The 12,584-nt window shown below is 71.3% G+C and carries 12 protein-coding genes; 7 read left to right on the top strand and 5 right to left on the bottom strand.

What is annotated here, in order from left to right; all coding sequences use genetic code 11:
- Positions 1 to 21 precede the first annotated feature (21 nt).
- The gene (locus ACFS27_RS17335; protein WP_377185301.1) at positions 22 to 1,239 is read left to right on the top strand and encodes an erythromycin esterase family protein; all 1,218 of its coding nucleotides are present in this window, start codon (positions 22 to 24) and stop codon (positions 1,237 to 1,239) included.
- On the opposite strand, the gene ACFS27_RS17330 is transcribed toward ACFS27_RS17335, so the two are convergent.
- Positions 1,205 to 2,209 (bottom strand): AraC family transcriptional regulator, encoded by a 1,005-nt coding sequence (locus tag ACFS27_RS17330; RefSeq protein ID WP_377185299.1) that lies wholly within the window; start codon positions 2,207 to 2,209, stop codon positions 1,205 to 1,207. The genes ACFS27_RS17335 and ACFS27_RS17330 overlap by 35 nt on opposite strands.
- Before the next feature lie 82 nt (positions 2,210 to 2,291).
- Here ACFS27_RS17330 and ACFS27_RS17325 point away from each other — a divergent pair, with 82 nt between their 5' ends.
- A complete protein-coding gene (locus ACFS27_RS17325; RefSeq protein WP_377185297.1) occupies positions 2,292 to 2,597 on the top strand; it encodes a hypothetical protein in 306 nt (101 codons plus the stop codon).
- Here the strand turns inward: ACFS27_RS17325 and ACFS27_RS17320 are convergent.
- A complete protein-coding gene (locus ACFS27_RS17320; protein WP_377185295.1) occupies positions 2,542 to 3,285 on the bottom strand; it encodes a class I SAM-dependent DNA methyltransferase in 744 nt (247 codons plus the stop codon). The two genes, ACFS27_RS17325 and ACFS27_RS17320, sit on opposite strands and share 56 nt — an antisense overlap.
- 458 nt (positions 3,286 to 3,743) lie before the next feature.
- Between ACFS27_RS17320 and ACFS27_RS17315 the strand changes: the two genes are divergently transcribed.
- Positions 3,744 to 4,040 carry a hypothetical protein gene (locus ACFS27_RS17315; RefSeq protein WP_377185293.1) on the top strand — a complete coding sequence of 99 codons (297 nt, stop codon included), beginning with the start codon at positions 3,744 to 3,746 and terminating at the stop codon, positions 4,038 to 4,040.
- A 26-nt stretch (positions 4,041 to 4,066) separates the two neighbouring features.
- Here ACFS27_RS17315 and ACFS27_RS17310 read toward each other — a convergent pair whose 3' ends face one another.
- The gene (locus tag ACFS27_RS17310) at positions 4,067 to 5,242 is read right to left on the bottom strand and encodes an epoxide hydrolase family protein (protein ID WP_377185291.1); all 1,176 of its coding nucleotides are present in this window, start codon (positions 5,240 to 5,242) and stop codon (positions 4,067 to 4,069) included.
- 68 nt (positions 5,243 to 5,310) lie between these two features.
- Positions 5,311 to 5,748: a DUF6463 family protein gene (locus ACFS27_RS17305; RefSeq protein WP_377185289.1), complete on the bottom strand. Its 438-nt coding sequence runs from the start codon at positions 5,746 to 5,748 to the stop codon at positions 5,311 to 5,313.
- A 589-nt stretch (positions 5,749 to 6,337) separates the two neighbouring features.
- Here ACFS27_RS17305 and ACFS27_RS17300 point away from each other — a divergent pair.
- The 4 genes from ACFS27_RS17300 (at position 6,338) to ACFS27_RS17285 (ending at position 11,079) form a co-directional block, all read left to right on the top strand.
- Positions 6,338 to 7,276 carry a DNA-binding protein gene (locus ACFS27_RS17300; RefSeq protein ID WP_377185287.1) on the top strand — a complete coding sequence of 313 codons (939 nt, stop codon included), beginning with the start codon at positions 6,338 to 6,340 and terminating at the stop codon, positions 7,274 to 7,276.
- A gap of 56 nt (positions 7,277 to 7,332) precedes the next feature.
- Complete coding sequence (locus ACFS27_RS17295) at positions 7,333 to 7,749, top strand: VOC family protein (protein WP_377185285.1); 417 nt, start codon at positions 7,333 to 7,335, stop codon at positions 7,747 to 7,749.
- A gap of 180 nt (positions 7,750 to 7,929) precedes the next feature.
- Positions 7,930 to 9,525, top strand: a complete 1,596-nt coding sequence (locus tag ACFS27_RS17290; RefSeq protein WP_377185283.1) for an HNH endonuclease signature motif containing protein — start codon at positions 7,930 to 7,932, stop codon at positions 9,523 to 9,525.
- A 156-nt stretch (positions 9,526 to 9,681) separates the two neighbouring features.
- The gene (locus ACFS27_RS17285) at positions 9,682 to 11,079 is read left to right on the top strand and encodes a CehA/McbA family metallohydrolase (protein ID WP_377185281.1); all 1,398 of its coding nucleotides are present in this window, start codon (positions 9,682 to 9,684) and stop codon (positions 11,077 to 11,079) included.
- On the opposite strand, the gene ACFS27_RS17280 is transcribed toward ACFS27_RS17285, so the two are convergent.
- Positions 11,069 to 12,574 carry an MFS transporter gene (locus ACFS27_RS17280; protein WP_377185279.1) on the bottom strand — a complete coding sequence of 502 codons (1,506 nt, stop codon included), beginning with the start codon at positions 12,572 to 12,574 and terminating at the stop codon, positions 11,069 to 11,071. The genes ACFS27_RS17285 and ACFS27_RS17280 overlap by 11 nt on opposite strands.
- Between the last annotated feature and the right edge of the window lie 10 nt (positions 12,575 to 12,584).

Below are 12,584 nucleotides of genomic sequence, written 5' to 3'. Positions count from 1 at the left end.
TTCAACGATACCTTTGAAGGAATGACGACAGACATCAAGGAGACCACTCGCCCCGTCGACTCCACCGCGGTCATGGGGCTGCTCCCCTCCAGACCGCGGCTCCTCGCGCTGGGCGAGCCCACCCACCGCGAGGGCGCACTGCTCGACCTGCGCAACGAGCTCTTCCGCCAGCTCGTCGAGCAGGAGGGCTACCGCACGATCGCCCTCGAGAGCGACTGCCTGAGGGGCCTGCTCGTCGACGACTACGTCACCACCGGCAAGGGCGACCTCGACTCCGTCCTGGACCTCGGCTTCAGCCACGAGTGGGGCGAGCTCGAGGCCAACCGCGACCTGGTGCGCTGGATGCGCGCCTACAACGAGGACCGGACAGCGGCTGACCAGGTCCGCTTCGCGGGTGCGGACGGCCCGCTGGAGATCTCGGGCGCCGAGAGCCCTAGGCAGGCGCTCACCGCGCTCCACGGCTACCTGTCGGACCGGGTGGACCCGGGACTGCTGCCCTGCACCGCCGAGGTGCTCGAGAGCCTGACCGGCCCCGACGACCGCTGGACCGACCCTGCCGCGATGATGGACCCGGCCCGGTCCGTCGGCCGGTCGGCCGAGGCCAGGGAGCTACGGCTGCTCGCGGACGACCTGGTGGCGCTGCTCGGCACCCAGGCGCCCCAGCTCATCGCCGAGTCCACGCAGGACGACTGGGACCGGGCCCGCCTGTTCGGGCGCACCGCGACCGGCCTGCTGCGCTACCACTTCTGGCTGGCAGACGCGTCGCCGGGCCGCATGACCTGGCTGCTCGGGGTCCGTGACGCGATGATCGCCGCGAACCTGGTCTCCCTCGCCGAGCGCGGCTCCATGCTCGCGTACGCCCACAACACCCACCTGCAGCGCGGCAAGAGCACCATGAGCATGTGGGACCACCCGAGGCTCGAGTGGTGGGGCGCCGGCGCGCTCGTGAGCGCAGAGCTCGGCGCGGACTACGCCTTCGTGGCCACGGCCGTCGGCACCATCCGGCACCAGGGGGTGGACACCCCGCCGTCGGACACGGTCGAGGGGCTGCTGTACCGGCTGCCGGAGGACCAGGTGCTCGTCGATCCGCACCGCCTCGCCGGTGTCCTGGGCGAGACACCGCCCGCCGCGCGGGTGTCCCCCTGGCACGGCTACTCCGGCCTCGACCCGGCCCACCTGGCGCAGATCGACGGTCTCGTGTTCGTCAAGGACGTGCGGCAGCAGCCGGTACCGCGGTGAGCCGGCGCGCGGCAGGCGCGTCCCCACCAGCGGTGCCGGCGCGCCGGAAGGTGCTCGGGCTGACACCCCGTGTCCGCTTGAAGGCCGCGCTGAAGGCGAACGCGTCCGAATAGCCGACGTCGCGGGCGATCTCGGCGACCGTCGCCGCCTCGCGCTCCGTCAGCAGGTCGGCCGCGAGCGTCATGCGCCAGCGGGTCAGGTACGTCAGCGGCGGTTCGCCGACCAGGTCGGCGAACCGCTTGGCCAGCGTGGAACGGGAGACGCCGGTCCGGACGGCGAGCGCACCGACCGTCCACGGCGCTTGCGGCTCGGCGTGCAGGAGGCGCAGCGCGTCGCCGACCACCGGGTCCCGCTGGGCGGCCCACCAGGCCGGTGGCTCGCCGCCGGGCCGGTCGAACCAGTCGCGCAGGGTGCACACGAGCATCCAGTCCAGCAGCCGGTCCAGGACGACCTGCTGGCCCGGCGCGTCGACGGCGACCTCTGCGGCGAGGTGCTCGAGCGCGGCGTCCGCGCTTCCCCCTGCGCCGACACGCAGCACCACGGGCAGCGCGTCCAGCAGCCGGCGGCTGATCTCACCACGTACCGGGTAGGCACCGACGATCAGGGTCGTGGCGACCCCAGAGTGCTCGCAAGGGTGCTCGCCGGGGTCGTGCCAGCCGAGCCGGTGCCTGGTCCCGCCCTGCTCGGGCGTCGCGCAGTCCACCCCGCACGCGATGGCCTCGGCCCGCGTGCCGATCGCGTCGACGAAGGTGAACGTTCCGGGGCCACGCACGACGATCGTCTCGCCGGAGCGCAGCGCCTCGGCAGGGCCGTGCTCCGGCACGATCCAGCCCTCCCCGCCGATGACCGTGCACAGCGTCAAGGGCGCACCGTCCACGAAGTGCAGCGCCCAGGGCGCGGACAGCGTCGAGCTGCCGAACAGCGAGCCCTGGGCTCGCACCCCACGGATCAGGTCACTGAAGGCGTCCATCCCACCGAGGTTAGACGATCGAACAGGTATTCCGGCTCCTGACCCATGAATTCGTCCGATCGGTTGCCGTTGGATCGTAGCCATGAGCAACGACACCACCCTCGTCCTCGGCGCCACCGGCAAGACCGGTCGACGGGTCGCCGCCCGGCTGCGGCTGCACGGAACGCAGGTCCGCACCGCGTCCCGGTCGAGCCGCACCCGGTTCGACCGGCTGGAGCCGGACGGCTGGGACCCGGTCCTGCGCGGCATCACGACCGCCTACGTCGTGCCGCCGACCGTGCCCGGACCGGTCCACGACTTCGTGGCGCGCGCGCAGGGGGCGGCACGCCCGCCTACAGGGCTGGCGGGACCCGGTAGACGGAGACGTGCGAGGTCGACTCGGCGGTGAACTCGGCTCCGGCCCAGTCAGCGTGCCTGGACTCCAGCTCGAACCCGGCGAGCTGGGCCATCAGGTCGAGCTCGGTGGGCCAGACGTAGCGGTGCGGGCTGCGGAACAGCTGTGCCTGCTTGCCGTCGCCGAACCGGAAGTGGTGCGACACGACGTGCTGGCGCAGGACGTCGAAGGTGTCCAACCCGATGTAGCCGGGCTCGGACTGGAAGACGGTGGCCGACCTGCCCGGGGGCAGTCTGCGCAGGTCCGGCACCCAGAGTTCGACGACGAACCGGCCGCCGGGCTCGAGGTGACGCGCGGCGTTGCGGAAGCACGCGACCTGCTCGGCCTGGGTGAGCAGCAGCGAGATCGCGTTGTAGACGATGTAGACGATGGTGTACCGCCCAGGGGCCACGGCGGTCGCCATGTCACCGATGACCACGGGGATCGTCGCGTCGTCGGCCTTGGTCCGTAGCTGTTCCACCATCGGCGGCGACAGCTCGATGCCGACGACCGGAACTCCTCGCGCGGCGAGCGGGACGGCCACCCGCCCGGTCCCGATGGCGAGCTCGAGCGCCGGCCCCTCCCCCGCCAGGTGCGCGAGACGCTCCACCGCTGGGCCCAGGACCTCCGGCGCGAACATGTCCGATCCTGGCGTGTCGTAGTGCTGGGCGACATCGGCGTCCCAGACTTCCTCCTGCTGCATGCCGGCAACTGTCACTGGTCCTGGCGGGCGTGTACAGGGATTTTGCACGCTGCGGCGATCCTGGAAGGAGCCCGCTGCTGGTCTTCGGGAGGCCGTGCAGGAGAACGAGGAGGTGGTACCCGTGAACGTATCGACATGGGTGCTTCCCTGCGGGGTCATGGTCGGGCGATAGGCGTCCGGGAGCGCCGTCCACGCACTCCCGAAAGGCACGACCATGCGCTTCACTTCTGAACAGCACCTCGACGACGGCGTCCTCGAACGCGAGTTCATCCTCGGCGAGATCCCCGGCACGCTCTGGACGCCCGGATCCGCCGTGGGATGCAGGCCGGCGAGCCGGTCGACGAGCTCTTCGAGTCCTTCACCGGGCCGCTCGTCGCGCAGGCGGTCCCGGACTGGCAGACGACCCTGGACGCCCTCCTCGCGCTGCCCGAGATCGGTGGGCCCGTCGGGTACTCGGGGTGGACCGCCCTCGGTATCCGGCTGGCGGTGCTCGAGCCGCGCATCGCTGCGGCCGTCCTCTTCGCCGGGGGTTTCGTACCGGCGCCCAACGCGAGGAGGCCCGGCAGGTCAGCATCCCGCTGCTGCTCCTGCTCCAGTGGGACGACGACGGAAACCCCCGGCAGCGTGCGCTGGACCTGTTCGACGCCTTCGGTACCGAGGAGAAGACGCTGCACGCCAACCTGGGCGGACACCTCGGTACCCCGTGGTTCGAGAGGGAGGACGGGGACCGGTTCTTCGGCAGGCACCTGAGGTGAGCCGGTTCGGCGGCTCGCCGCCGCGTTCACCGGTGTGCGGCCAGCACTGCCGCGAGGCCCTCCTGCAGGTCCTTGACGAAGTACTCGGGAACTTCCAGCGCCGGAAAGTGGCCCCCGGTCTCGGGCGACCCCCATCGGACGATCTGCCGGTACCGCTCCTGCGCCCAGGGCCGAGGACACTTCTCGATATCGCGGGGATACATGGTGATCGCTGCGGGGACGTCGACCCGAAGCCGGGGGTCCATCGCGGCGTGGCTCTCGTAGTAGATGCGAGCCGCCGAGGCGCCCGTGCGCGTCAGCCAGTACAGCGTGACGTCGTCAAGGACGCTGTCCCTGGAGATCGTCTCGAACGGGATGTCCTCGGTGTCCGACCACTCGGCGAACTTGTCGAGGATCCAGGCAAGGAGCCCGACCGGAGAGTCGACGAGCGAGTAACCGATGGTCTGCGGTCGGGTCGCCTGCTGCTTCGCGTAGGCCCCGCGCGGGCCCGCGTAGAAGTCGCGGGTCTCCTCGGTCCACCTGCGCTCGACCTCCGTCAGTCCGTCCGTCGTCAGCCCGGGCGGCGCGTCCGCGAACGTCGTGTGGATGCCGAGGACGTGCTCGGGGAACCTGCCGGCGAGCACCGTGGTGATATTGCCTCCCCAGTCACCGCCGTGGGCCAGGAACCTGCCGTAGCCGAGCCTGCTCATGAGCTCCACCCAGGCGGCCGCGATCCTTTCCGTCCCCCACCCTGTGGTGGTCGGCCTGTCGCTGTAACCGAAGCCGGGGAGCGACGGGACCACGACATGGAACGCCGGTGCCGCGGTATCGGCCGGATCGGCCAGCTCCTCGACGACGTGGGTGAACTCGGCGATGCTGCCGGGCCAGCCGTGCGTCAGGAGCAGCGGGGTGGCATCCGCGCGCGCGGATCGGCGGTGCAGGAAGTGGATTCCCAGATCATCGATGGTCGTGCGGAACTGGCCGATCCGGTTGAGACGGTCCTCGAACGACCGCCAGTCGTACCCGGTGCGCCAGTAGTTCACGACGTCCGCGAGGTCGCCGAGCGGAACGCCCTGGTCCCACCGGTGAGGGTCGGGTGCCGTGTGCTGGACGGTCTCAGCCTCCGGCAGCCGCGCCGCGGCCAGCCGGGCGCGCAGCTCGTCGAGGTCGGCGTCGGGCGCGTGGGCTTCGAACGCGTGCACGTCGCTGGTCGGACGGGACATGAGACCTCCTGGCCATCGTGGAACCGGCTGCGGCCTGCGAACCGGCTAAGACGGTTCTAGCAGGCCTCCTACTGCCGTGGCTGAACGGCAGCAGGGGCACGGGAGGCTGCCGTACGAGCCCGCACGTCGGCGGCAACCAGCAGCACGGCCGGGACCAGCGCGAAGCTGAACCCGCTCGCGGGGCCCACCAGAAAGACGCACAGACCGACCCAGGCAAGCACCGTCCAGCCGACATAGGTCGGCAGCCGCTCACCTCGGTTAGCGGTCCGTACGGCGAGGAGGCCCAGCAGCAGCACGACGACCGAGAACCCGCCCGGCTGCGCCCAGAAGAAAGCCACGGACTCGGCGCTCGCGGTGCCGTCCCGCAGTTCTCCCGCGAGCCAGCCGGCCCAGTTGGGGCTGCTGGTGAAGACGACGTGCACCACCGCGATCAGGATCATCAGGGCCCCTCCGGCGCGGGTGAGCGCGGAGCCGGGCGTTCCAGGGGTTCTCTTCGAGGTTCGCATGGATCCAGCGTGCCGTCGCACCAGCGGGCAATACCTCCCCTGATCAGGTGAATCGCCTCCCCTGCTCGGGGGAGGCGCGTGCCGGGGCGAGCCAGGTCCCCGACCGGAGCGCACCCTGGGCGTCCAGGGTTCGAGCGAGAGGACAGGGACCGGTTGTCCTTGGCAGGCCCTGGGCCTTGCCCGTGCACCGATCGGGGCGCACGTCGATCACCATGCCTGAAACCGCCACCCTCGCGGACGAAGCAGTCCGGGACGTGCTGCCGCGGACCGTCCGCCGTCTCCAGCATCATGCTGAACGGCTGCGAACCGACTCCGACCACGGCGGGTGTGAAGTCCAGCAGCATCAGGTTGTTCGCTGCCGTCGCACCCGCGCTTCTTATGCTCACCATGTGCTCTTGGCAGCCCGATGCGGGCTACCTCAATCGCCCAGGAGCGGCACTATCTAGCCGATCACTCCATTACTGCACACCCGCTTCAGGAAAGCGGGTGCATAGTGTGTAGGGCGTGGAGTAGGAGTAGTATCGTGCTACTACGCGTACTCCTACGAGTGGCAGACAGAATGATGCGGACGAGCTGAGCGGGGAACAACGTGCGGGACAAGGAACGGGTCTTCCAGGCAGCCGAGGACCTGGCGGCCGACGGCATGGCGGTCACAGTGACGAACGTGCGCGAGCGGGCCGGCTGCTCGAACGCCGCAGCGACGAAGTACCTTCGCGAGTGGCGTGACACGAAGGCGGCGGAGAACGAGGCCCGGCAGGCGCTCCCCGACCTGCCCCCGGCGGTCACGGCCCTGATGGACCGCGGGCTCGATGCCCTGTGGGGCGCGGCCGTCGAGGTCGCCCGGTCCGAGCACGAGTCGGCCGCGGCGGCACAGGACGAGGCGCTGAGCGCCGTCGTCGGCGAGGCGGACGCGCTGGCCGCCCGGGTGGACGAGGCGGACGCGGAGCTCGCGCAGTTCCGTGCGGTGCTGGAGTCGGCGCGTGAGCATGTTCGTTCCGCGGAGGACGAGCGCAGTGTGGCGGAGAAGGAACGTGCGGACGCCGTCGCGACGTCAGCAAGGCTGGAGGGTGACGTGGCCGCGCTGCGACAGGCCCTCGACGCCGTGCGGGACGAGCTCGCCAAGGAGCGGGCCGTCACCGCAGCCGCCGAGCGCGCACGGTCCGACGCCGAAGCGGCTCGCGCGCAGGCTGAGGGCGCCGCCGTCGGGCTGCGGGAGTCCCTGGCCGACCTGCGGGGGGCACTGGAGAGCGCGCGGAACGACGGCGCCACGGCGCAGCGCGACCGGGCTGCCGCCGAAGCCGCCCGCTCCACCGCCGAGTCCTCTGTCGCACGACTCGAGGGCGAGCTCTCGGCCTCGCACGATGCGCTGGAAGCAGCCCGCAGACAGGTGGCGGAGGCGGAGAAGGAGCGAGTGGGTGCCATGGCCGCCCAGGCGAGGGCCGAGGGCACGGCGGCTGGGCTGTGGGAGGCACTGGAGGCCCGGGCAGCGGCGACGGCGGAACCGGAGGCGGAGCCGAACAAGGGCTGAGGAGCGCGCGCCAGTAGGCAGGAGCGGGTGTCGGTGTCCGGTGTTTCGATGGGCGCATGAGCCTTCGAGGATTTGCCACCATCAGCTACTGGGCCGACGACGTCGGCGCGGCCGCCGCCTGGTACACCGGTCTGCTCGGCGTCGAACCGTACTTCAAGCGCAACGGACCGGACGGCGCGCTCGCCTACGCCGAGTTCCGGATCGGTGACACCCAGGCCGAGCTCGGCATCATCAGCAGGGCGTACGCGCCGCCCGGTGCGTCAACGGAGCCGGGCGGCGCGGTCATGTACTGGCATGTCGACGACCTGGAGGGCACGGTCGCGCGCCTCCTGGAGCTGGGCGCCACCGAGTACCAGCCCATCACCCCACGCGAGGAAGGGTTCGTCACGGCCGCTGTCGTGGATCCCTTCGGCAACGTGCTCGGCGTCATGTACAACCCGCACTACCTCGAGCAGCTCGGGCAGCAGCGGTAGGTCGAGCGCGCAGAAGGCTGATCGGTCGTGCGAGCCTGCCATGGGGCAGATCTACTCCCGGACCGCGCTCCCGGACCGCTCAACGGTTGTCCACAGATTCCAGATCGGGCAAGAGAATCGTACGCACGTTCGATAGAATCGGGGCGGTGGAGAGGCCACGGTGACGGGAGGCGGATCAAGATGACACGTGCGGTCCCCTCTGCGTCCGGGTCCAGGCGAGCGCCCCGGCCGCGGGCACTCGAAGAGGTGTTGGCGGAGCTGGAGTCCCTGGCCGATGAGCTGATTGCTGTCGGTGGTCCGGATGCGGTGGCCGGCGTCGGCGAGTTCGCGGGCGCCGGAGGCGTGGTGGCCTCCCGCCTGGCGGAGGTCACCCCTCGCCTGCGGGCCCTGGGCACGCGGCTGGACACGGTCCGGCTGACCTGGCTGCCGGTGATCGAGGCGGAGCATCCGTGGCAGACGTCCGGTGCGCGAACCTTCTCGGCGTGGCTTGCCCGCTCCGAGAACGTCAGCACGACGACGGCCAAGCGGGAGGTCCGCACGGGTCGCGTACTGCGGGACCACCTGCCCTCTACCCGTGCGGCGGCCCTCTCCGGCGGGATCGGCGCCGATCATCTACGTGCCCTGGTAGACGTGGCGCCCACCAGCGACGCACGCAGGGCCGCCCTCGTAGCCCCGATCGAACCTGAAGAGCGGCCGGAGGCGCCCCTCGCGGTCGTGACGGAAGAGCCCGCGGAGAAGGACGAGGGCGATGTCGCTGACGAGCCTCCCAATGATGGGTCACCGGGGAGTGTCCCGTTGGACAGCCCCACTCCCCCGGCCATCACGGGCGAGGAGTACCTGACCGGGCTCGCCGGCGCGTGCGACCCGTCGCGCTTCCGCAGGGTGCTGAAGCGGTTCGGCCAGGTCGTGGACCCGGACGCGGACGACCGTGGGTACAAGGAGGCGACCGAGCGCGAGCACCTGGAGGTGTCCCCGACCTTCGGCGGCTGGCACGTGAACGGGTTCTTGACCGAGGAGCACGGTCACCTCCTGTCCACGGCGCTGGGCGCCATGATGGGTGCGCCGACGCCAGGCGACGACCGCACGCTGACGCAGCGCCGTGCTCAGGCGCTGGCCGACCTCGCCCACGACGTGCTGGACAACGGCCGGGTCGGTTCCGGTGCGGCCGTGCGGCCGCACGTGCACGTCACGGTCTCGCTGACCGAGCTGACCGAGCTGGCCGGGCGTCCGCGTCGGAGTGGAGCGGGTGCTGCCGCCACGAGCAGCGCCACGGTGGGAGGGAAGGCCCCTGGCCTGCGCCCCGGCGACCTGACCTCGTTGACGGCGCAGCCCGCTACGTTGACGGGCGCCGCTACGACAGGCAGCGTTGTCCCGCGCGACCTGCTGCGTCGCCTGACGTGCGATGCCGAGATCACCCGGGTCGTGTTCGGCCCCGACGGCACGGCCATCGACGTCGGGCGTGCGCAGCGCACCGTGACCGGTCAGCTGCGCAAGGCCGTGATCGCCCGAGATCAGCACTGCGTCTACCCCGGGTGTGATCAGCCGCCCAGCAGGTGCGAGGTGCACCACGCGCTGCGGCACTGGGCCGACGGCGGTGAGACGTCCGTCGCGAACTCGGCGTTGCTGTGCTGGCATCACCACACCCTGGTGGACACCACCGGGATCACGATGGCCTGGGAGCGCGGCACGACTCCTGACCAGCCCGGCAGGTGGACGTTCACGAACCGGCACGGCCACCGGATCGAGCTGCGTAACGTGTGGCCTCGGGCCGCGTGATCCGATGCCCGACGGCGCCCGGACGAGTCATCTCTGGCACGCCGTTGACTTCGCGCTGACTTCGCGCTGACTTCGCGCCGCGGGTCCCGGTCGCGGAGGCGGCCGATTCCAGCCGAGACCATGGGCACGACCGGATCCCGGCGATAGCCTCTGGGCGTGACCCGCGAGGAACGCCGCCTGCACCTGTCGATCGACGACCAGATCGAGAACCGGTATCTCGAGGTGCCGTTCGAGCTCCCGGTGGGCGGCGCAACGGCCCTGGAAGTGACTCTCGCCTACGACCGCGACTCCGCGGTGATCGACCTGGGTTGCCGGGACCCCGAACGCTGGCGGGGGTGGTCGGGCGGTGCGCGGTCCCGCTTCGCGATCACGCAGGGCTCGGACATACGGGACTCGACCGCGCGGGGCTCGACCACACAGAGCTCGATCACACAGAGCTCGTTCACACGCAGCTCAGCCACACCCGGTTATGAGCCGGGTGAGCTGATCGCCGGCCGATGGGCGGTCGTGCTCGGGCTGCACGGCATGCCGTCCGAGCCGGTCGACGTCACGGTCACGATCGCCACGGGGAGCGACGCCGGCGGGGTCGAGGACGAGCCGGCGGCACCACCCCCGCCGTCGGGCGCGGGGCCCGGAGCGGGCGCGACGAGCTCCTCGGGGGCGAGCGGGCGCGGTCGGACCCGGCTCGGGCGGAACCTGCCCGCGCCCGACGGGCTGACCTGGTACGCCGGCGATCTCCATGCGCACACCACGCACTCCGACGGGACCTTGAGCATCGCGCAGCTCACGGCCGCCGCAGCGGGCCGGGGTCTGGACTTCCTCGCGGTCACGGACCACAACACCGTCTCGCACCACCCGCATCTGCCCGCCGTGGGTGCGGCGTACGACGTGTGTCTCCTGCCCGGCCAGGAGGTCACCACCCATGCGGGGCACGCGAACGCGTTCGGTGACATCGGCTGGATCGACTTCCGGCGCCCGGCCGCACAATGGCTGTCCGACGTCGAGGAGCGGGGCGGCCTGCTCTCCGTCAACCATCCCGTCCAGGACGACTGCGGGTGGCTGTACCCCGTGCAGACCGGCTTTCTCGAGCTGTGGCACATCTCGTGGTTCCTCGACCTGACCGCCACCGGCCCCTGGGCCTACCTGCGAGCATCCGCAGTCGCCGCCGGCGCTCGCGGGCGACCGCCTCGGCCCGTCCTGCTGGGCGGCAGCGACTTTCACACCCCCGACCAGGGCTACCCGCCCGGCACGCCCACCACCTGGGTCGCCGCCGAGGAACGCACGCCCGAGGCGATCCTCGACGGCGTCCGCAACGGACGGACCGCGATCAGCCGCTTCCCCGGGCCCGGCGAGCCCGTCCTGGTGCGCCTTGGCGACGACCTGGTTGCCGTGGACGCGGACGGCACGGTCCTGGTGGACAGCACCGATCAGGCGGGCGGCACCGGCCGACGACGTCGGGTGCGGGGCGACCGCGTGACGTTCTCGGCCCCGCCCGAGCACGGTCCTTACCGGCTGGAGGCCGTCGACCGGACTTTGCTCGCGATCAGCGCGTGACCGGTGCGGTGCCGGCCCCGGAGTCCGGCCCGGCGCCTGGTTCCACGCCTCGTTCCACGCCTCGTTCCGAGCCTGGTTCCGAGCCTGGTTCCGAGCCTGGTTCCAAGCCGGGTTCACCTGGTCGTACCGCCGGGCCGTACGGCGCCACTGCCTCCTGTGGCGCGGGTGGCAGGCGGATGAACCGGGAGACGGCCGTGCCGAGCACGAGGAGCGCGAACGGGTACAGGGAGAGGTAGACCCGGAACGCCTGCCCGGGGTCGGGACCGGGGTCGGTACCCGAGCGGTAGCCGAACCACAGCGCCAACGATGCCAGCGCCCCCGCGGTGACCAGGCCGTTGAGCCGGCCCAGCACGCCGAACGCCGCCAGGAAGAGGCCGCTGCGGTGTGTGCCGTGGCGCGCGGCGTCGGCGTCGAGCACCCGGGCGATGACCAGGTCGTTCGTCGCGAGCAGCCCGGAATACCCGACAGCTACCGACAGGCCGCCGAGTATCGCCGTGGTCAGGTCCGTCGCGAAGTACATCGGCACGAACCCGACGGCCGCGACCGGCAGCGCGAGCCGCCACGTCCAGGCGGCACCCTTGCGCCGCACCACGGCGGCCCACACGCTCAGCATCCCGATCGACACCACGATCACGACCAGCTGGAGGATGCTCGCGTCCAGCGCGGAGCCGCCGAGAGTGTGGTGGACGTACAGCTGCAGGCCGCCGAGGACCAGCGCCATCGCGGCCCCGTAGCAGGCGTTGACGAGCCCGACCGTCCAGAAGTGCGAGGTCGAGAGGATCTGTCCCACCGACCGGAAGAACACCGGTCTCGGCTCCGCGTCGAGCGCCGGATCCTCCCGCACGCCGAACGCCATCCAGAGGATCACCACCGCCGACACGACCCCGAAGATCACCGCGAGCCGCCCGTAGCCGACGGTCGAACCCTCCGTACCGAGCACGTTCCGCGCGAGGACCGGCGTCAGCGCCAGCGCGATGACCAGCGCGATCAGCTGCGCACCCTGCCGCACCGCGTTCGCCGTCGCACGACGCCGCTCGTGGGAGAAGAGCTCGGGCAGCAGGGCGCCGTAGCTGGCGTTGATCAGCGAGTCGGCCATCTCGGTGGTGATCGCGAAGACCGCGAACCACACGGCCAGCCCCACCGCGGAGTCGGCCACCGGCCCTGGCACGGAGAACAGCGCGATCGTGGTGGCGGCCAGCACCAGCGCACCGGTCACCAGGTACGGCCGACGCCGCCCCCAGCGCGACCTCGTCCGGTCCGACAGGTACCCGAACACCGGGTTGTCCAGGGCGTCGAGCACCCCGTACACCGCGTACACCGTCGCGTAGACGACGGCGTCCAGGCCGAGCAGCTCCACGTACACGTAGAGCATCGAGCCCTTGACCAGGTTGATCGGCAACGACGTGCCGAACATGCCGACGCCGTAGCGCAGCGGCGACGTTCCTTCCCGCGGCGCGTCCGACGACGTGCCCGGTGCCGCTCGGTCGGCGTCCACGCCGGTGAGC

This window comes from Promicromonospora vindobonensis (genome assembly GCF_042685865.1).
Lineage (GTDB): Bacteria > Actinomycetota > Actinomycetes > Actinomycetales > Cellulomonadaceae > Promicromonospora > Promicromonospora vindobonensis.
This window is presented reverse-complemented; position numbering and strand designations above follow the sequence as displayed.